Annotated in this window: 12 protein-coding genes; 6 read left to right on the top strand and 6 right to left on the bottom strand. The window is 73.0% G+C overall.

Annotation, left to right across the window (positions count from 1 at the left end; genetic code table 11):
* The first annotated feature begins 114 nt into the window (after positions 1 to 114).
* The gene (gene mfd, locus ACFYE1_RS04070) at positions 115 to 3,834 is read left to right on the top strand and encodes a transcription-repair coupling factor (protein WP_387740202.1); all 3,720 of its coding nucleotides are present in this window, start codon (positions 115 to 117) and stop codon (positions 3,832 to 3,834) included.
* A gap of 148 nt (positions 3,835 to 3,982) precedes the next feature.
* Here mfd and ACFYE1_RS04065 read toward each other — a convergent pair whose 3' ends face one another.
* The 5 genes from ACFYE1_RS04065 to cobA all read right to left on the bottom strand — a co-directional run bounded on the left by ACFYE1_RS04065 (position 3,983) and on the right by cobA (position 8,203).
* Positions 3,983 to 4,426: a hypothetical protein gene (locus ACFYE1_RS04065; protein ID WP_387740199.1), complete on the bottom strand. Its 444-nt coding sequence runs from the start codon at positions 4,424 to 4,426 to the stop codon at positions 3,983 to 3,985.
* 179 nt (positions 4,427 to 4,605) lie between these two features.
* Complete coding sequence (locus tag ACFYE1_RS04060; RefSeq protein ID WP_387740196.1) at positions 4,606 to 5,043, bottom strand: hypothetical protein; 438 nt, start codon at positions 5,041 to 5,043, stop codon at positions 4,606 to 4,608.
* A 131-nt stretch (positions 5,044 to 5,174) separates the two neighbouring features.
* Positions 5,175 to 5,828, bottom strand: coding sequence for a deoxyribose-phosphate aldolase (deoC, locus tag ACFYE1_RS04055; protein ID WP_387740194.1), 654 nt, complete (start codon positions 5,826 to 5,828; stop codon positions 5,175 to 5,177).
* A gap of 511 nt (positions 5,829 to 6,339) precedes the next feature.
* Positions 6,340 to 7,191, bottom strand: a complete 852-nt coding sequence (locus tag ACFYE1_RS04050) for a uroporphyrinogen-III synthase (protein WP_387740193.1) — start codon at positions 7,189 to 7,191, stop codon at positions 6,340 to 6,342.
* A complete protein-coding gene (gene cobA, locus ACFYE1_RS04045; protein ID WP_387740191.1) occupies positions 7,181 to 8,203 on the bottom strand; it encodes a uroporphyrinogen-III C-methyltransferase in 1,023 nt (340 codons plus the stop codon). The genes ACFYE1_RS04050 and cobA overlap by 11 nt, the downstream gene beginning before the upstream one ends.
* Before the next feature lie 142 nt (positions 8,204 to 8,345).
* Between cobA and ACFYE1_RS04040 the strand changes: the two genes are divergently transcribed.
* Positions 8,346 to 9,068, top strand: a complete 723-nt coding sequence (locus tag ACFYE1_RS04040; protein ID WP_387740189.1) for a sirohydrochlorin chelatase — start codon at positions 8,346 to 8,348, stop codon at positions 9,066 to 9,068.
* 391 nt (positions 9,069 to 9,459) lie between these two features.
* Here the strand turns inward: ACFYE1_RS04040 and ACFYE1_RS04035 are convergent, their stop codons facing one another.
* Entirely contained in the window at positions 9,460 to 10,914 is a 1,455-nt protein-coding gene (locus ACFYE1_RS04035) for an amino acid permease (RefSeq protein WP_387740260.1), read from the bottom strand.
* 201 nt (positions 10,915 to 11,115) lie between these two features.
* Between ACFYE1_RS04035 and ACFYE1_RS04030 the strand changes: the two genes are divergently transcribed.
* The 4 genes from ACFYE1_RS04030 (at position 11,116) to ACFYE1_RS04015 (ending at position 19,920) form a co-directional block, all read left to right on the top strand.
* Entirely contained in the window at positions 11,116 to 12,192 is a 1,077-nt protein-coding gene (locus tag ACFYE1_RS04030) for a hypothetical protein (protein WP_387740187.1), read from the top strand.
* Positions 12,193 to 12,622: 430 nt separating this feature from the next.
* Positions 12,623 to 16,774: a Pls/PosA family non-ribosomal peptide synthetase gene (locus ACFYE1_RS04025; protein WP_387740257.1), complete on the top strand. Its 4,152-nt coding sequence runs from the start codon at positions 12,623 to 12,625 to the stop codon at positions 16,772 to 16,774.
* Positions 16,764 to 17,984, top strand: coding sequence for a heparan-alpha-glucosaminide N-acetyltransferase domain-containing protein (locus tag ACFYE1_RS04020; protein ID WP_387740185.1), 1,221 nt, complete (start codon positions 16,764 to 16,766; stop codon positions 17,982 to 17,984). The genes ACFYE1_RS04025 and ACFYE1_RS04020 overlap by 11 nt, the downstream gene beginning before the upstream one ends.
* Before the next feature lie 532 nt (positions 17,985 to 18,516).
* Positions 18,517 to 19,920 (top strand): MFS transporter, encoded by a 1,404-nt coding sequence (locus ACFYE1_RS04015; protein WP_387740183.1) that lies wholly within the window; start codon positions 18,517 to 18,519, stop codon positions 19,918 to 19,920.
* The last annotated feature ends 21 nt before the right edge of the window (positions 19,921 to 19,941 follow it).

The following is a 19,941-nucleotide window of genomic DNA, read 5'->3' as shown; positions in this document are numbered from 1 at the left end:
CCGTGCCGGGGACCTGTCGGGGCCCGGGAGTAAGCTAGGACCCGCGACTGTTGGCTCAGACAGCCTCTGTGCTCCACCGGCACCCCACTCAGCGTCCCAGGAGACTGCTCACCCATGACCTTGTCCGGACTGCTCGCCGCCCTCGGGGCGGAGCGCTCCTTCGCCATTCTCCGCACCCAGGCCGGTTTGCCGCCGGGGGAGCGCAGCGCCGAGACCGTGATCAGCGCCCCGGACGGGATGCGCGCGGTGCTCACGGCGCAACTGCGCGGCGCCCTCGACGACGCTCCGGCGCCGGCCGACTCCCGGGCCCCGGTGCTGCTGGCCGTGACCGCCACCGGCCGGGAATCCGAGGACCTCGCCGCCGCCCTGGGCGCCTACCTGCCGGCCGAGGAGGTCGCGGAGTTCCCGGCGTGGGAGACCCTGCCGCATGAGCGGCTCTCGCCCCGCTCGGACACCGTGGGTCGCCGGCTGGACGTGCTGCGCCGGCTGGCCGGCCGGGACGCCGAGCGCTCGCTGCGGGTGGTCACGGCTCCGGTCCGCTCCGTGCTCCAGCCCGTCGTCGAAGGCCTGGGGGACATGGCCCCGGTGCGCTTCGCCCGCGGCGAGGAGCTCGACTTCGATTCCGCCGTGACCGCGCTCGCCGAGGCCGCCTACGCCCGGGTGGACATGGTGACCCGGCGCGGGGAGTTCGCGGTGCGCGGCGGGATCATCGACGTCTTCTCGCCGGTCGAGGACCACCCGGTGCGCATCGAGTTCTTCGGGGACGAGGTCGACGAGCTGCGCTGGTTCGCCGTGGCCGACCAGCGCACGCTGACCACCGGGGACCACCCGGACCGGCTCGTGGCCCCGCCGTGCCGCGAGGTGCTCATCACCCCGTCCGTGATGTCCCGGGCCGCGAAGCTCAAGGACTCCCTGCCCGGCGCGGAGTCGATGCTCGAGCGGATCGCCGGCGGCATCTACGTGGAGGGCATGGAGTCCCTCGCGCCGCTGCTGGTGGACGGCCTGGTGCCCATGCTCTCCCTGCTCCCGCCCGGCTCGCTCGTGGTGGTCATGGAGCCCGAGAAGGTCCGCGCCCGCGCCCACGACCTCGTGGCCACCAACGAGGAGTTCCTCCTCGCCGCGTGGGACTCGGCCTCTGACGGGCAGTCCGCGCCCATCGACATCACCTCCGCCGAGCACGTCGTCCGGAACGACGACGGCGAGGGCCGCACCCTGGCCTCCGGGTCCTTCCAGACCCTCGCCGAGGCCCGGGCCACCGCGCTGGGGACCGGCCTCGGCTGGTGGGCCGTCACCGCGCTCAACGTCAACGCGGTGGCCGGCCAGGACGTGGATGCGGACACCGCTGCGGCGGACATCGCCCTGATCGACTCCGAGGCCGACACCCTCACCGTGGCCGCCCGGGACCCGCTGGGCTTCCACGGCGACGTCGAGGCGATGCTCGAGTTCCTGCAGGGGCGGGTGGCCGACGGCTGGCGCGTCGTCGCCGTCACCGAGGGCCCGGGCCCGCTGACCCGGATCGCGGAGCTGCTGCACGAGGCGGGGATTCCCGCCGCTCGCCGCGAGTCCCTCGCCGAGGAGCCGCGGCCCGGGATCGTGGAGCTCACCACCGCCGTGGCCGGCAAGGGCTTTGCCCTGGACGGGCCGCGGATCGTGCTGCTCACCGAGGCGGATCTGCTGGGCAAGGCCAGTCCGTACACCACCAAGGACATGCGCAAGCTCCCGGTGCGGCGCAAGCGCAACGCCGTGGACCCCCTGGCGCTGAGCCAGGGCGACTTCGTGGTGCACGAGCAGCACGGCATCGGCCAGTTCGTGGAGCTCATCCAGCGGCCCATCGCCGGAGCCATGATCAAGCCCGGGCAGCCGAAGCCCGTGCGCGAGTACCTGGTGCTCGAGTACGCCCCCTCCAAGCGCAACGGCCCGCGGGACCGCCTGTTCGTGCCCACCGACCAGCTCGACCAGGTCACCAACTACGTGGGCGGCGAGACCCCGGCCCTGTCCAAGATGGGCGGGACGGACTGGAACAAGACCAAGCGCGCCGCCAAGCGGGCCGTCCGGGACATCGCCAACGAGCTGATCCGCCTCTACTCGGCACGGATGGCCTCCCGCGGGCACGCCTTCGCCGAAGACACCCCGTGGCAGCGCGAGCTCGAGGAGGCGTTCCCCTACATCGAGACGCCCGACCAGCTGACCACCATCGACGAGGTCAAGGCGGACATGGAGCGGGAGGTCCCCATGGACCGGCTGATCTCCGGGGACGTGGGCTACGGCAAGACCGAGGTGGCCGTGCGCGCGGCGTTCAAGGCCGTGCAGGACGGCAAGCAGGCGGCGATCCTCGTGCCCACCACGCTGCTGGCCCAGCAGCACGCCGAGACGTTCACCGAGCGCTTCTCCGGCTTCCCGGTGCGCCTGGCCGCGCTCTCCCGGTTCCAGACCGCCAAGGAGACCAGGGAGACGCTCGCCGGGCTCAAGGACGGATCGATCGACGTGGTGATCGGCACCCACCGGCTGCTGTCCAAGGAGGTCCAGTTCAAGGACCTCGGCCTCGTGGTCATCGACGAGGAGCAGCGCTTCGGCGTGGAGCACAAGGAGAAGCTCAAGGCGATGCGGACCAACGTGGACGTCCTGGCGATGTCCGCGACCCCCATCCCGCGCACTCTCGAGATGTCGCTGACCGGCATCCGCGAGACCTCCACCCTCGCCACCCCGCCGGAGGAGCGCCACCCCGTGCTCACCTACGTGGGTGCCTACACCGACAAGCAGGTCTCCGCCGCGGTCCGGCGTGAGCTCATGCGCGAGGGCCAGGTCTTCTACATCCACAACCGGGTGTCCTCGATCGAGCGCAAAGCCAAGGAGATCGCCGAGCTCGTGCCCGAGGCGCGGATCGCCGTGGCGCACGGGCAGATGTCCGAGTCCCGGCTCGAGCAGATCATCGTGGACTTCTGGGAGAAGAAGTTCGACGTCCTGGTGTGCACCACCATCGTGGAGACCGGCCTGGACATCGCCAACGCCAACACCCTGATCGTCGACGGCGCCGACCGCTACGGGCTCTCGCAGCTCCACCAGCTGCGCGGGCGCGTGGGCCGCGGCCGCGAGCGGGCCTACGCCTACTTCCTGTACCAGGCCGAGAAGCCGCTCTCCGAGACCGCGCTGGAGCGGCTCAAGGCCGTCGCCGCCCACAACGAGCTCGGCGCCGGCATGCAGCTGGCCGTGAAGGACCTCGAGATCCGCGGCGCCGGCAACCTGCTGGGCGGGGAGCAGTCCGGGCACATCGCCGGGGTGGGCTTCGACATGTACCTGCGCCTGGTGGGCGAGGCCGTCGCGGAGTACCGCGGCGAGGAGGACGAGCGGCCCACCGAGATGAAGATCGAGCTGCCGGTCAACGCCTACCTGCCGCACGACTACGTCCCGGGGGAGCGGCTGCGCCTGGAGGCCTACCGCAACCTCGCCAACGCCGCCACGGAGGAGGCGATCCAGGAGGTCGCCGACGAGCTCGTGGACCGCTACGGCGAGGTACCCGAGCCCGTGCAGAACCTGCTCGAGGTCGCCCGGTTCCGGGTGGCCGCCCGCGCCGCCGGCCTGACCGACGTCGCGGCGCAGGGCAACATGGTCCGCTTCGCCCCGGCCGACCTGCCCGAGTCCCGGCAGATGCGGCTCACCCGCCTCTACCCGGGCGCACAGGTCAAGGCGGTGCCCGGCACGGACACCTCCCAGGTGCTGATCCCCAAGCCCAAGACCGAGCGGATCGGCGGCAAGGACCTCGTGGACGGCGCGGTGCTCGCGTGGGCTCGCGGCGTGGTCGAGGCGGTCTTCGCGAAGGAGCCGGCTCCGGCCTGACCGCCGGCGCGGCACCTGTCGTCCGGTCCACCGGGCACAGCACAGGTTCCCTTCCGCCGGGAGGGGACCTGTGCTGTCGGGGCTGTCGTCGTCGAACCATGCGTCGTCGGACGACCCCGGGGCCGTCGGGGCGCCGGCCGGCGCGGTCCTACTCGGTGGCTTTGCCGTACTTGTCGTCGTGGTGGACGGCTGCGGTGTGGGCGTCGCGCTGGCGGATGTCCCGGGGTCCGTCGTCGAACTCGGCGGCGGTGCGGCCCACCCCCATGCTGGGCACCTCGGTGCTCGAGGGGACGTCCATGGCCACGGCGCGTCCGCCCACGGACTTCTTGGCGGTGCTGTTGTGCAGGATGCCCACCGGGATGAGCAGGGCCAGGGTGTAGAGGCCCAGGCCGATGAACCAGATCAGCGGGCTGTTGGGGTAGCTGGCGAAGGCGATGAAGCTGCCGATCATGATGGCCATGCACAGCGCGAGGAAGATCAGGTTGTTGACCGTGCGTCCCTGGCCGGAGTGGGAGCGGACGTCGGTGCCGCGGTTGCGGCCGGTCGACGTGTCCGCCGAGGTGCTGGTGGACGACTGGGCTCTGTTGGCCATGGATCTAACCCTTCTGGCGGTGGGAGACGGCCGGTCACGGGCGGCCGCGGAGCATTGAGTCCAGTCTAGTCGCACGGACCGACGCGCCGGATGTTCCGCGTGACCACCTACCACCGGGATCGCCGACGGCCCCCTCCCGCGGATGCGGGAGGGGGCCGTCGGTTGTCGTGCGGGGCGGACTACTGGGTGGCTTTGCCCAGGGAATCGTCTTTGTGCTCCGCGCGGACCTGGGCGTCCCGGGTGCCGATGTCGCGGGGAGCATCCGGGAAGCTCGCCGCGGTGGTGGGCTCTCCGGCAACCTCTGTGGTCGGCGGGACGTGCATGGCCACGGCGCGCCCGCCCACGGACTTCTTGGCGGTGCTGTTGTGCAGGATGCCTACCGGGATGAGCAGGGCCAGGGTGTAGAGGCCCAGGCCGATGAACCAGATCAGCGGGCTGTTGGGGTAGCTGGCGAAGGCGATGAAGCTGCCGATCATGATGGCCATGCACAGCGCGAGGAAGATCAGGTTGTTGACCGTGCGTCCCTGGCCGGAGTGGGAGCGGACGTCGGTGCCGCGGTTGCGGCCGGTCGACGTGTCCGCCGAGGTGCTGGTGGACGACTGGGCTCTGTTGGCCATGGATCCCATCCTTCTGACAGTGGGGGCGGCCGGCCACGGCGGCCGCAGGGCGTTCGCGGTCAGTCTAGTCGCTCCGGCGCGGCCGGCGGGGGCGCACCGCGGAGGGCGCGGCGGGGTCCACGCGCAGGCCTTCAGCCGAGGAGCGCGGGGCCGCTGCTGGCGCCGATCCGGGAGGCGCCGGCCTCGATCATCGCCAGGGCGTCCTCGCGGGTGCGGATGCCGCCGGAGGCCTTGACGCCGATCTTCGGGCCCACGGTCGCCCGCATCAGGCGGACGTCCTCCACGGTGGCCCCGGCGGTGGAGAACCCCGTGGAGGTCTTCACATAGTCGGCGCCGGCGGCCACGGCGGCCTCGCAGGCGAGGACCTTCTGCTCGTCGGTCAGCAGGCACGTCTCGATGATCACCTTGAGCCGGGCCCCGCCCTGGTGGGCGGCCTCGGCGACGGCGCGGACGTCCGCCTCGACCCGCTTGCGCTCGCCGGCGCGGGCGGCGGCGATGTCGATGACCATGTCGATCTCGTCGGCCCCGGCGGCCACGGCCGTGGCGGTCTCGAACGCCTTGACCTCCTTGGCGGACGCGCCCAGCGGGAAGCCGACGACCGCGCAGGTCAGCACATCGCTGCCCGCCAGCTGGTCCCGCACGAACGAGGTCCACACCGGGTTGGTGCACACCGAGGCGAAGCCGTACTGCCTGGCCTCCGCGCACAGGGTGGCGATCTGCTCGCGGGACGCCTCCGGCTTGAGCAGCGTGTGGTCGACGTAGGGGGCGAGCTGGGGGGTGGTCACGGTCGGCCTTTCGACGGTCGGGCGGGTCGCGCTCAGCCTACCGGCCGCCGCCGGAGGGGGGATAAAGAACCAACCGGAGGGCCCGGTGGCCCGTCGATCCGCGGACCGTGACCGTTCCGTCACAATTACAACAGGAAAGTGTTCGCTAATCCGGCGTGGTCTGCTACATTCGATGCACGGCGAACTAAGGTTTGCCTCACCTGCGCCCTTGGTGGTTGCCGAGCGGTCGCAGGGGTGCGTCGGGATACCCCCGGTTCCCCTGACCCCCGTCCCGGCGCGCCCCCGCAATCGTCCCGCGCCCCCTGAGGCACCGAACAGGTGGCGATCCGCCACGGGCGCCTCCGCTGCAGTCCGCGCATCTGCTGCTGTCTCGGCTCCGCCGCTCGGCGCGTCTCCACCGCCGCGCCCGTTGTCACCGCCGCGTCCGTCGTCACTGCCCGGGCCGTTCTCCTGCCGCACCGGCGGTCACCATCGATCGGCCGGCCGGCGGGTGTGGCAGCGGTCGGGGCGGCTACCGTCCGTCGTCGTCGGTGCCCGCGGCGGACAGCGCGTCCGTGAGCTGCTTGAGCATCGCGCCCATCCGGAACCGCTCCGGTACGAGCGGGTCGATCCCGAGCTCGAGCAGCGGCGCGGCCGTCACGGGCCCCACGGTCGCGGCGAGCATCCCGCCCTGGAACGCGGCCAGCAGCTCCTCGTGCAGACCCAGCTCCTCGGCCGTGCTGAACAGCGCGTCCACGGCCGGGGCGGCGGTGAACGTCACGGCGTCCACCCGCCCGGCGGCGGCCTCGCGCACGAGCACCGGCACCTGCCCGGCGTCGTCGGCGGAGGCCCACCGGTAGGGGGTCACGGTGAGCACGCGGGCCCCGGCGTCGGTGAGCCGGCGACGCTGGACGACGTCGGCGATCCCGTGCAGCTGCAGGCCGACGGTGCGCCCGGTGAGGTCGCCGCCGTGCTCGGCCAGCACCAGGTCCACGAGCCCGGCGGTGGTCTCGTCCGCGGACATCCCGGCGTCCTCGAGGCCCAGGCCGCGCACCGCGCCCCGGCCCTTCGGCCCGCGCACGTAGACGTCGGCCTCGCGCAGGCACAGCAGCAGATCCGCGTCGAAGCCCTGGGCCTCGGACGCGTCGTGCCAGCGGCGCAGACCGTAGCCCGTGGTCAGCAGCACCAGGTCCGGGCGGGCCTCGAACATCGCCCGGGAGGCGGCCGCCAGCCCGGCGTCCTCGCCGACCGGCTCCACGCGCAACGCGGGGGCGTGCAGCACGCGCGCCCCGCGGCGCTCCAGGGCCGCGATCTGGTCCTCGGAGCGGCGGTGCGCGGTCACGCCCACCACCCGGCCGGCCAGGGGCAGGTCCTCAGCAGCCATGGGCGGTGACCTCCGCGAGGAACGCGTCCCGCTCGGCGGTCGCGAGGCGGACCACGGGCCCGATGACGACGACGGCGGGCGAGCCGCAGCCCGCCGCCGCGGTGTCCGCGACCGCGGTCGCGAGCGTGCTGATCGTGGAGCGCTGCCGGTCGGTGAACCCGCGCTCGACCACCGCCAGCGGAGTCGTGGGATCGGCGCCGGCCCGGACCAGGCCAGCCACGAGGTGGGGGAGGGTGGCCACGCCCATCAGCACTACGAGCGTGCCCCCGCCCGCGCCGAGACCGGCGAAGTGGGAGAGCTCCGCCTCGGAGAACGGCACGTGCCCGGAAGCGACCGTGAACATCCGGGACACCTCGCGGAAGGTCACCGGGATCCCGGCCGCGCCCGGCACCGAGACCGCGCTGGTGATCCCCGGGACCACGTCCACGGGGATGCCGTGGACGGCGCACGCGGCGAGCTCCTCGGCGCCGCGGCCGAACACGTAGGGGTCCCCGCCCTTGAGCCGCACCACCGAGCGGCCGGCCAGGGCGTGCTCCACCATGAGGTCCTGGATTGTCGACTGCGGGACCGGGTGGTGGCCGGGCGTCTTGCCCACCGGGACGATCTCGGTGCCGGGGGCGGCGGCCGCGACCGCCCCGGAGGGCGCGAGCCGGTCGACGAAGACCACGTCGGCGTCCTGTAGGGCCGCCACGGCGCGCACGGTGAGCAGGTCGTCCGCCCCGGGGCCGCCGCCGACCAGGGTCACACGGCCCCCGGTGCGGGCCGCGGGCTCCTGCACCACGGGCACACGGGCGCCGGCCGCGTCCAGGGCCTCGCGCCAGCGCTGCGCCGCGGGACCGACGACCACGGCGAGCGCGACGCCCGCGAGATCCGCCGGGCCGAGCAGCGCGGGCTCGGCCACGGAGCGGACGGCGGCGCCGGCCGCCTCGTAGCGGTGCCGGGCGCGCCGGGCGTCGTGCGGGGCGCCGAGGACGAGCACCGGGACTCCGGTGAGGTCGGCGGTCAGCAGCATGCGGTCCTCCAGGGGGCGAGCGGGGGTCGTGGCGGGACGGTCGCCCCTACCAGGATGCGGCACGCGTGTTACAGCGCGGTTGCCCGCGTGACGTCGCGTGACGCTCGCGGCGTTGCCCGGGCCCCGATCGTAGGCTGGATCCATGACGACCACCGAGCCCCCCGTCCTGCTCGCCTGCGCCCACGGCACCAGCGCCCCGGCAGGGCGCACCGCCGTGCAGCGCCTCGTGGACGCCGTCGCCGCCGAGCTGCCGGACGTTGAGGTCGTGCCTACCTGGGTTGACGTGCAGACCCCCGACCTGGCCGAGCGCACCGAGCAGTACGCCGGGCGCCCCGCGGTGGTGGTCCCGCTGCTGCTCTCCGCCGGCTACCACGTCTACGTGGACGTGGCCGAGGCGGTCGCCGCCGACGACCTCCACCGGGTCTCGTCCGCCCTGGGCCCGGACCGGGCGCTGGCGCGGCTGCTCGCCCGGCGGGTGCACGAGGCGTGCACGGCCGCCGGCGCCCCGCTGGGGGAGCACGACGCCGTGGTGCTCGCTACCGCCGGGTCCTCGGACCGCCGCGCGGTGGTGGACTGCGCCGCGGTGGCGGACCTGCTGGCCGAGGAGCTGGGCCGGCCCGTGACCGTGTCCTACCTCGCCGCCGCGCGCCCCCGCGTGGCCGAGGCGGTGTCCGGCGCCCGGGCCGGCCTGGCGGACAGGGGTCGCGTCGTCGTCGCGAACTACCTGCTGGCGCCCGGCTACTTCCTGGACCTCTCGCGGGCCGCCGGCGCGGACGTGGACACCGAGCCCCTGGCCGTGCCGGAGGGAGAGGTCCCCGCCGAGCTCGTGGACGTGGTGGTCTCGCGCTACCGCTCGGTGGCCTGAGCGCCTGCCCGCTCAGCCCACCGGGTGTGCCGGGTGCCCAGGTGCACCCGTCCGGACGACTTGGTGCGCCGAGCCCCCAAGTTCGCTCGCGCCCTGCGCCGAGTCCCCAATGCAGGCGCAATTCCCCAGATCTATCCTGGGGAGTTGCTGCGGCCCTGGGGACTCGGCGGAAATGGCGCCCGCAACTTGGGAACTCGGCGCCCGGGCAACACCGGAGCTTGGGGACTCGGCGGACAAGGCGCCAGGATTCTGGGGACTCAGCGTCAGGCCGACCCCTGAGCATGGGGCCTCGGCGTCCGGGCAACCCCGGAGCTTGGGGACTCGGTGGAAGTGCCGTCCGGAGCTTGGGGACTCGGCGGGTGGGGTGCCCGGGGTGGGGATACCGGGGAGGTCAGGCGCGGACGCGGGTGAGGTCGGCGTCCTCGTAGCGGACCATCGTGGAGCCGGTGACCAGCTTGTGGCCGAACCACAGGGCCAGGAACAGCGGCAGACCGATGTAGGCGGTCAGGGCGGCCATGAGGTCCATGTCGCCGATGAACGCCTGGTAGTTCTGCCCGAGGATCACCACGGCGCACAGCGCGAGCGCGACCAGGGGACCCAGCGGGAAGAACCGCGCCCGGTAGGGGAGGTCGGCGAGGTCGTGGCCCTGGGCGGTGTACGCCCTGCGGAACCGGTAGTGGCTCCAGGCGATGCCCATCCACACGATGAACCCGGCCAGGCCCGAGGCGCTGACCAGCCACACGTAGGCGTCCCCGTCACCGATGAAGGTGGTGAGGAAGGACGCCCCGCCCACCAGGGTGGTGGCGATGAGCGCGTTCATGGGCACACCGCGGCGGTTGACCCTCGCCAGGAAGCGCGGGGCCTTGCCGCCCTCGGCCAGCGCCCAGAGCATGCGGGTGGAGGCGTAGAGACCGGAGTTGCCGGCCGAGAGGATGGCGGTGAGGATCACCGCGTTCATCACGGAGGCCGCCGCGAGGACACCGGCGTTCTGGAAGACCAGGGTGAACGGGGAGATGGAGATGTCCTCGACGCCGCTCGTGAGCAGGTTGGGGCTGGTGTGGGGGATGAGGAAGCCGATCACGGTGATCGCGCCCACGTAGAAGAGCAGGATGCGCACGAACACGGTGCGGATGGCGCGCGGCACGTTCTTCTCCGGGTTCTCCGCCTCGCCGGCGGCCACGCCCACGAGCTCGGTGCCCTGGAAGGAGAAGCCGGCCACCATGAAGATCGCCAGGATGCCCAGGCCGCCGCCCACGAAGGGCGCCTCGCCGGTGGTCCAGTTCTCGAAGCCGGGCGACTCCCCGCCCAGGATGCCGACGATCATCAGGATGCCGAGCCCCAGGAACAGCACGATCGTGACGACCTTCACGAGGGAGAACCAGAACTCGCTCTCGCCGTAGGCCCGGGCGCTCAGCGCATTGAGGGCGAAGAGGATCGCCAGGAAGGACCCGGACCAGATCCACGAGGGCGAGTCGGGGAACCAGTAGCGCATGATCAGCGCGGCGGCCACGAGCTCGGCGGCCACGGTGATCGCCCAGTTGTACCAGTAGTTCCAGCCGATGGCGAAGCCGAAGGACGGGCTCACGAAGCGGGTCGAGTACTCCTCGAACGCGCCCGAGACCGGCAGGTACGTGGCCATCTCGCCGAGGCTCTGCATCAGCAGGAAGACCATGAAGCCGATGACCACGTAGGCCAGCAGCGCTCCTCCCGGCCCGGCGGTGGCGATGGTGTTGCCCGAGGCCACGAACAGGCCGGTGCCGATGGCGCCGCCCATCGCGATCATGGTCAGGTGGCGGGGCTTGAGGCTGCGGCGCAGCCTGTCCTGGGCGGGCAGCTGGTCCTGGATCTCAGGAGCGCTCTGCTCGGCCCGAGGGCGTGCGGTGGTGGTCACGCGGAATCTTCTCCTCTGCTGCGGTGGACGGACCACGGAAGGAGGAAGTGGGGGGGCGCCGTCCCCCCGAACGGTCCTGGCCGATTATGGGGGACTCGTTGCGAACCCAAAAATCGGGCGGCGGCCGGTACCGGTGCCTCCGCCTAGGATGGACGGGTGAAAACGCAGACGGAACCGGGTGAGGCCGCGCCGCGCCGCGGTTCCGGCGGGGCCGTGGATGTGGGCATTCTCACCGGTGTCCTCCTGGTCCTGGTCGCCGCGACGCTCGCGGCCCGCTGGGCGTGGACGCCGGCACCGTCGCCAGAGGAGCAGGTCTCCTGCGCGCCCTACGGCCTCGAGGACGTGAGCATCACCCCGCGCGGCGGCAGCGGCCCGCTCCGCGACGGACCGGTGCGCTCCGGCGGCCTGCGCTGGGCGGAGGGCCCCTCGGACCGGCTCGACGTCGCTTTCGAGCACGACGGCACGACCAGCAGCTACCACGTGTTCGCCGACGGCATCGACTGGAGCGAGCCGGTCGGCGTGGTGTTCCGCCTGCACGGGGACGGGGCCTACGAGTACCACCACCCGGAGCACAAGGTCTCGTGCCTCGCGGAGGTCGCGCGCTCGCACAACGCGGTGCTCGTGGCGCCCCGCACCCCGGACCGGCAGGGCGAGCCCACCTGGTGGGAGGACCTCGACGGCAACGCCGAGTGGTTCCTGGCCCTGGCCGAGCAGGAGGTCTTCGCCGAGTACGACCTCGACCGGTCCCGCACGTGGCTGCACGGCTACTCCGGGGGCGCCGAGTTCATCAGCTACGAGCTGCTGGCCGACCGCGCGGACTTCCTGTCGGGCGGCGGCGCGGTGCTCTCCGGCGGCGGCGGGGCACCGTCCGCCGGGTCCTCGGAGCCGACGGACGAGCAGCTCGAGCAGCTGGTGCTGCACTGGGACGTGGGTCTCGAGGACGACGGGACCGACCCCTGGGCGCCGTTCGACGCGCTCTCCGCGGCGGCCGCCGGGCACGCCTGGTACGAGGTCGCCGGCTACGCGCGGACCAGCGTGCGCTACCGCGAGGGTGTGGACCACTTCGAGCTGCCCGAGGCCCGGGTGCTCGACGCCGCGATGACCGCCGGGGAGTCCGCCTCGGGGTCCACCGTTCAGTCCACCTTTTGGTCCACGTCGGAGTCCGCCTCGGAGCCCTCGACGGGGCTCTCGCCCGACTCCCCGACGGGGCGGTCGGCAGGGGGACGTGACTGATCTCTCGTCGTCGTCCCTGGTCAGTGCGGCATCCGCGGAATCGCGGGGCACGGCGGGGGACAGAGCGGCGGGGACCAGGCCACGGCGCTCGTTTCAACTTGCGAACGCATCATGACCGACCGTACGGTGCAGTAAGTAGAGCGGGCAGGGGAGCCGGTTCAGGGGGAAGGCCGATGCGGGGGCATCACGGCTGAACACTCACTTCCAGCACCGCGCCGATCCGGCGCGCGTGTTCCCGGGGTGCCTTCCAACCGGTCCGTCCGGTCCCTGGGCTCGTCCTTCCTGCCGGCACCGGCCGTTGTGCAGATCCACAGCGGCAGTGAAGTCGATGGGGGAATCAATGACAGTGCGCCCAACCACGCGCAGCGGCTCGACCCGCCGGGGAGGCGGGCGGCACCTGCTCGAGGACCGGTATCCGGAGCAGGACCCGATGGAGGGCGGCGACGTCCTGGACCGGGCGCTGCACACGCAGTCCCTGCCGCAGGTCCCCGGCCGCGCCGTCTTCCCCGTGGCGTCGGCGCCGGCCCCGCGCACGCTCGTGGACATCGTCATGGACACCGTCTCCCGCCACCCGGACGCGGTGGCCGTCGACGACGGAACCACCGTGCTCAGCTACGCCGAATTCCTGGAGCGCGTCGAGGCCCAGGCCCAGCGCCTGTGGGACCTCGACATCGGCCGCGGGGACCGCGTGGGCATCCGCGTCCCGTCCGGGACTGTGGACCTCTACGTGGCCGTCCTCGGCACGATCTTCGCCGGCGCCGCCTACGTCCCGGTGGACTTCGACGACCCGGACGAGCGGGCCGACACGGTCTGGGAGGAGGCCGGAGTGTGCGCCGTCTACGGCGCGGGCCTGGCCCTCCGGCCGCGCAGCGGCGTCCGCGCGGACGCCGACTGCCGGCAGCCCGGCACGGGTGACGACGCCTGGATCATCTTCACCTCCGGGTCCACCGGCAAGCCCAAGGGCGTGGCGATCAGCCACCGCTCGGCCGCCGCCCTCGTGGACGCCGAGGCCGAGCTCTACCTGCCCCGGCGCCCCCTGGCCCCGGGCGACCGCGTGATGGCGGGGCTCTCGGTCGCCTTCGACGCCTCGTGCGAGGAGATGTGGCTGGCCTGGCGCTCCGGCGCCGCCCTGATCCCGGCCCCCCGCGCCGTCGTGCGCTCGGGCACCGACCTCGGCCCGTGGCTCGTCGAGCGGGGCATCACCGCCGTCTCCACGGTGCCGACACTCGCGTCGATGTGGCCGGCCGAGGCGCTGAGCCGCATCCGCCTGCTCATCTTCGGCGGGGAGGCGTGCCCCAACGAGCTCGCCGCCCGCCTGGTGCACCCCGGCCGCGAGGTCTGGAACACCTACGGCCCCACCGAGGCCACGGTCATCGCCACCGGCGCCGTGCTCACCGGCGAGCCGCCCGTGCGCATCGGCCTGCCGCTGCCCGGGTGGGAGCTGGCCGTCGTCGACGCCTCCGGCAACCCCGTGCGCTGGGGCGAGGAGGGCGAGCTGATCATCGGCGGCGTCGGGCTGGGCCGCTACCTGGACCCGGCCAAGGACGCCGAGAAGTTCGCGCCCATGGACTCCCTGCGCTGGGAGCGGGCCTACCGCTCCGGCGACCTGGTGCGCGCCGACCCCGAGGGCATCGTCTTCGTGGGCCGCGCCGACGACCAGGTGAAGATCTCCGGCCGGCGCGTGGAGATGGGCGAGATCGACGAGCAGATGTCGCGGCTGCCCGGCGTGCAGGCCGGCGCCGCCGCCGTGCACACCACCCCGGCCGGCAACCAGGTCCTCGTGGGCTACCTCGTGGCCGAGGCCCCGGGCTCGGTGGACCTCGCCGGCGCCCGCCGCCTGCTGGCCGACCGCCTGCCGGGCCAGATGGTGCCCGCGCTGACCCTGATGGACGAGCTGCCCCTGAAGACCTCCGGCAAGGTGGACCGCAAGGCCCTGCCCTGGCCGCTGCCCGCCGCCGGCGCCGCCGCGGAGACCTCGCAGATCGACGCCGAGCTCGAGTGGCTCGCCGCCCTGTGGGCCGACCAGCTCGGCCCCCTGCCCATCGACGAGGACAGCGACTTCTTCGTCCTCGGCGGCACCTCCGTGGCGGTGGCCAAGCTCGTCTCCGAGATCCGCCGCTCCTGCCCGGACGCCGCGATCGCCGAGATCTACCGGCACCCCACGCTCGCCGGGATGCACGAGTACCTGGCCACGCTGCCGCGCGTCGACGTCGTCGCCCAGGAGGCCGCACGCGAGCGCCGAATCGTGGACGTCCCCCGCTGGAACGGCCTCGTGCAGGTCCCCTTCCTGACGGCGCTCTACGCGGTCTCGGGGCTGCGCTACGTGCTGGGCGCCGCGATCGTCGTCTGGCTGCTCTTCAACATGCTGGGCGCGGGGTGGGTCCCGAACCCGCCGCTGCTGCCCCTGGTGGTCGGATGGCTCGTGCTCTTCGCCCTGCCCGGCCGGCTGGCGCTCACCGCTCTGTTCATCCGGCTGCTGACCTTCCGGCTGCGCCCCGGCGCCCACGCCCGCGGCTCCTGGACCCACCTGCGGGTCTGGATGGCCGAGCGGGTCCTAATCTTCAACAAGTTCGAGCCCCTCATGGGCACCCCCGTGATGGTGCTGTTCTTCCGGCTGCTCGGCAACCGGGTGGGGCGCCACGCCCACCTCGACACGTTGCCTCCCGTCAGCGGCATGGCCCGCATCGGCGACGGCGCCGCCGTCGAGCACGAGGTGGACCTCTCCGGCCACTGGCTCGAGGGCGACGTCCTCCACCTCGGCGGCGTGACCGTCGGCGCGAACGCCCGGGTCGGCACCCGCACGCTCCTGAGCCCGGGCGCCGTGGTCGAGCCCGGCGCGGAGGTCGATCCCGGCTCCCACGTCACCGGCACCGTCCCCGCGGGCCGCCTGCAGGGCGGCTCCCCGCTCGTGGACCTCGGCGCCGCCGGGGAGTCCTGGCTCGAGTGGGCCCCGGGCCGCAGCAACCGGCTGCTGACCGGGCTGCTGTACGCGCTCGGTCTCGGCACGGTGGGGATCCTGCCCGTGCTGGCCGTGATCCCCGGCGCGCTGCTCGTCTTCACCCAGGTGCGCGGGCTCGAGCTCTACGAGCTCGTCTTCCCCGTCGTGGCCCTGTGGGTGCCGGTGTTCGCCGTGCTCACGCTCCTGGTCTACCTCGCCCTGCTCGTGTTCGTCGTGCGCGCGCTCGCCCTGCTGATCCGTCCCGGCCACCACCCCGCCGACGGGACCGTGGGCTGGGCCGTGTGGCTCACGGGAGTGCTGCTGCAGAAGAGCCTCGTCTCCACCTACCCCGTCTACGCCTCCATCGCCACGCCGTTCTTCCTGCGGCTGCTGGGCGCCCGCGTGGGCGACCAGGTGGAGATCTCCACCGTGGAGACCCTGCCGCACCTCACCACCTTCGAGTCCGGCTCCTTCATGGCCGACCACTCGATGGTCAGCTCCGCCCGCACCGGCTTCGGCTGGATCCACGTGGGCCCCTCGACCGTGGGGGAGCGCTCCTTCGTGGGCAACTCCGCGATCGTGGGCCCGGACCGGGACGTCCCCGAGGACTCCCTGGTCGCCGTGCTGTCCTCCACCCCGGCCGACGCCGAGCGCGGCACGTCCTGGCTGGGCCGGCTGCCCGAGCCGATCAGCCGCGTCACCGACACCGCGGACGAGGCCGTCACCTACCGCCCCCGCCGGCGCCTGGTCGTGGCCCGCACGCTCGTGGAGTCCCTGCGCGCCGTGCCCTTCATGGTCACCGCGTGGCTGGACCTCGCCATCGTGTACGTGCTCACCACCGTCTACATGCGCGCCGGGGGAGGCCTCGACGGCATCGTCTCGGCGCTGCTGTGGGCCACGCCCGTGGTGCTCGCCGCCGGCGTGGTGGCCGCCCTGATCCCCGTGCTCGTCAAGTGGGCCCTGATGGGCCGCTTCCGCGAGGGTGAGCGCCCGCTGTTCAGCTCCTTCGTGTGGCGCAACGAGCTCGCCGACACCTTCGCCGAGTCCCTGGCCGTGCCCGGCCTGGTCCGGCTGGCCGTCGGCTCCCCGGTGTTCAACGCCTGGGCCCGGCTCATGGGCGCCCGGATCGAGCGCGGCGTGTGGTGCGAGACCTGGTGGCTGCCCGAGTTCGACCTCGTGCACCTGGGCCGCGGCGTGTCCGTCAACCGGGGGACCGTGCTCCAGACCCACCTGTTCCACGACCGCATCATGCGGCTGCAGCCCGTGTCGATGGAGGCGGGCTCCACCCTGGGGCCCAACAGCTTCGTCCTGCCCGGCAGCACAGTGGAGGCCGGCGCCACCGTGGGCCCCGGCTCCCTGGTCATGGCTCAGGAGACCGTGCCCGCCGGCAGCACCTGGGGCGGCAACCCGATCCGCCCGCTGCACGCCGGGGCCCTCGAGTCCGTGCCCGCGGGCGCCCTCGAGTCCGTACCTGCCGGGGCCCTCGAGTCCGTGCCCGCGGGCGCCCTCGAGTCCGTACCTGCCGGGGCCCTCGAGTCCGTGCCCGCGGGCGCCCTCGAGTCCGTACCTGCCGGGGCCCTCGAGTCCGTGCCCGCCGGCGCCCTCGGCTCCGTGCTCACCGGAGGAACGATCCGTGAGCGCTGAGCACGTGGCCGCCACGCGCGGCGGAGGCACCGCGGTGCTCAACGTCCCCGGCGCCTCCGGCCGGCGCACCCGGCGGCGGCTGATCGGCGTGGACGCCGCCCGGGGCTTCGCCCTGCTCGGGATGATCGCCGTGCACACCATGCCGGTCTGGGACGCGGAGAACGAGCGGGCCTCCCTGAGCTGGTCGCTGTTCGCCGGGCACTCGGCCGCCCTCTTCGCGACCTTCGCCGGGGTGAGCTTGGCGTTCCTCTCCGGGGGCCGCACCCCGCACACGGGCCGGCGCCTCGCCGGGGACCGGGCGGGGCTGGTGGGCCGCGCCGCGGTGATCGCCCTCGTCGGGCTCCTCGTGGGCCTCGTGGCCCTGCCGGTGGACAACATCCTCATCTACTACGGAATGTTCTTCCTGCTCGCTGTCCCGTTCCTGGGCCTGCGCATCCGGCACCTGCTGATCAGCGCGGCGGCGTTCACCGTGCTGGCCCCTTTCCTGATGCAGTGGGCCCTGGACGTCCTGCCCGCACACGTTTACGGCAATCCCACGCTGTGGAACCTCGTCACGGAGCCGGTCACCGTGCTCTCCCAGCTGCTGCTGACCGGCACCTACCCCGCCCTGCCGTACATGGCCTACCTGTGCGCGGGGATCGCCCTGGGGCGGATGAACCTCACGAGCCGGCGGGTGCAGCTGTGGCTCGTGGGCGCCGGCGCGGCGCTGGCCCTGCTCTCCTGGACGCTGTCCATGGCGGCGCTGCTGGCCCTCGGCGTCTACGACCGGATCTGGGAGGCCACCCCGTGGCTGACCGAGGAGCAGATCGACGAGATCCTCGTCTTCGGCCCGGACCCGTCCCTGCCGACCACCACCCTGTGGTGGCTCATGGTGCCCGCCCCGCACAGCAACACGCCCGTGGCGCTGCTCCTGAGCCTCGGCATGGCAGCGTTCGCGCTCGGTGCGTTCCTGCTCCTGGCGCGGCTGATCGGCAAGGCGCTCACCCCGCTCGCGGCCACCGGGTCCATGACGTTCACGCTCTACACCCTGCACCTGCTGTTCCTCGGCACCGAGGTCTACGACCTGCACCCGGCGTTCTGGCTCTGGATGCAGGTGGCCGTGTTCGGCCTGCTGGCCGGGGCGTGGCAGCGCGCGGTGGGGCAGGGCCCGCTCGAGAAGCTCGTGGCCCGCACCGCGAAGCGCATCGCCCGAGGAGTTACGGAGCGCTGACCTGACGCCGAGTCCCCCATCCGGTGGCGGTTCCCCACGCATCCACGTGGGGAACCGCCACCGGATGGGGGACTCGGTGCGTGCGGGCGCCGGTGATGGGGGACTCGCTGCACCGGGGCGCCGGTGACTGGGAACTCGGTGCGTGCGGGCGCCGATGACTGGGGACTCGGTGCTTGCGGGCGCCGGTGATGGGGGACTCGCTGCACCGGGGCGCCGGTGACTGGGGACTCGGCGCGTGCGGGCGCCGATGATGGGGGACTCGGTGCACCGGGGCGCGGGTGACTGGGGACTCGGTGCTTGCGGGCGCCGATGACTGGGGACTCGCTGCGCGGGGGCGCCGGTGGCGGGGGACTCGGTCTCACTGCCGGACCACCTCACACGCGGGCCACCTCACACGGGGAGGACCACCGTGTGAGTGAAAGTGCATCGGGGCGTTACCCCTCGCGTGGGGGACCGAAACACGGGATTCGTAGCGTGGGAGCACCGCACGCCGCCGTCGCCGTGCTCCGCACCCTCGCCCCGGAGGTCTCCCGTGAGCTCAGAACTGCATCCCGACCCGGCCACCACGGCGGCGACCACGCCCCCGCCGCTCGCCCTGCGCGAGCGGCCCGGCCGCTGGCTGGACGGCTACCGCCCCGAGGACCCCGCGTTCTGGGAATCCACCGGCCGCCCCATCGCCCGCACGAACCTCAAGTGGTCCGTCTTCGCCGAGTTCCTCGGCTTCGCCGTCTGGCAGCTGTGGGCCATCACCGTGGTCTTCCTGCCCGGCGCGGGCTTCACCTTCACCGACTCCCAGATCTTCTGGCTGATCTCCATCCCTTCGTTGGTGGGCGCCACGCTGCGCATCCCGTACACCTTCATGGTGGGACGCTTCGGCGGCCGGAACTGGACCATCGTCTCCGCCCTGCTGCTGCTGATCCCCACGGTGGGCCTGGCCCTGGCGGTCGGCAACCCGGACACCCCGTTCGCGGTCATGCTGCTGCTGGCGGCCACCGCCGGCTTCGGCGGCGGCAACTTCGCCTCCTCGATGGCCAACATCACCTTCTTCTACCCGGTGCGGGAGAAGGGCTGGGCGCTCGGGCTGAACGCGGCCGGCGGCAACCTCGGCACCGCGGTGGCGCAGCTCGTCGTCCCGATCGCCGTCTCGCTCGTCGCCCTCGGGGCGACCGGGCTCTCGGTGGCCGGCTGGATCTGGGTGCCGTTCATCCTGTTCGCGGCGTGGGGCGCGAAGAAGTACATGCACAACCTCTCCCACGCCAAGGGCGACGTCGCCGGGTCCCTGGCCACGGTCACGGAACCGCACTTCTGGATCATGTCCTTCCTCTACGTGGGCACGTTCGGCTCCTTCATCGGCTTCTCCAGCGTGTTCCCCAAACTCATCGCCGACACCTTTCCGGAGTTCTCGTCCTTCAGCATGGGCGCCGCGGCCCTGTCCCTGGCGTTCCTCGGCCCGCTGGTCGGCTCGGTCTCCCGGCCCTACGGCGGCCGGCTCGCGGACCGCTTCGGCGGCGCCCCCATGACGGTGGCCGTGTTCGCGGTCATGGCGCTGCTCGCGCTGGCCGTGGTGATCACCCTGCCCCTGGCCAACTTCTGGCTGTTCCTGGGCCTGTTCCTGCTGCTCTTCACCGCGGCGGGCATGGGCAACGGCTCCACGTACCGGATGATCCCCTCGATCTACCGGGTGCTGGGACTGCGGCAGCAGCAGGACGTGGCGGTCTCCACCGAGCGCAAGGCCTCGGCGGCCCTGGGCCTGATCGGCGCGGTCGGCGCGTACGGCGGCTTTCTGATCCCCCAGGCGCTCAATCTCTCGAACAGCACCACCGGCGCCTACAACGCCGCGTTCTACGGCTTCGTGGCGTTCTACCTCGTGGCCCTGGGCACGACCTGGTTCTGCTACCTGCGCAGGGGCACCGAGATGGGCGACAGCCACATCTGAGTCCGCCGCGCCCCGCCCGCA

Source organism: Kocuria nitroreducens, from assembly GCF_042879195.1.
Classification (GTDB): domain Bacteria; phylum Actinomycetota; class Actinomycetes; order Actinomycetales; family Micrococcaceae; genus Kocuria; species Kocuria nitroreducens.
The sequence above is the reverse complement of the archived record's forward strand: the minus strand, read 5'-3'. Positions and strand labels throughout refer to the sequence as shown.

What these genes read in the sequence shown, in the direction of transcription:
- cobA (WP_387740191.1), bottom strand. Translation starts at nt 8,203, where the DNA reads ATGCTGCTGACCGCCGACCTCACCGGAGTCCCGGTGCTCGTCCTCGGC.
- ACFYE1_RS04065 (WP_387740199.1), bottom strand. Translation starts at nt 4,426, where the DNA reads ATGGCCAACAGAGCCCAGTCGTCCACCAGCACCTCGGCGGACACGTCG.
- ACFYE1_RS04060 (WP_387740196.1), bottom strand. Translation starts at nt 5,043, where the DNA reads ATGGCCAACAGAGCCCAGTCGTCCACCAGCACCTCGGCGGACACGTCG.
- ACFYE1_RS04025 (WP_387740257.1), top strand. Translation starts at nt 12,623, where the DNA reads ATGGAGGGCGGCGACGTCCTGGACCGGGCGCTGCACACGCAGTCCCTG.
- mfd (WP_387740202.1), top strand. Translation starts at nt 115, where the DNA reads ATGACCTTGTCCGGACTGCTCGCCGCCCTCGGGGCGGAGCGCTCCTTC.
- ACFYE1_RS04050 (WP_387740193.1), bottom strand. Translation starts at nt 7,191, where the DNA reads ATGGCTGCTGAGGACCTGCCCCTGGCCGGCCGGGTGGTGGGCGTGACC.
- ACFYE1_RS04040 (WP_387740189.1), top strand. Translation starts at nt 8,346, where the DNA reads ATGACGACCACCGAGCCCCCCGTCCTGCTCGCCTGCGCCCACGGCACC.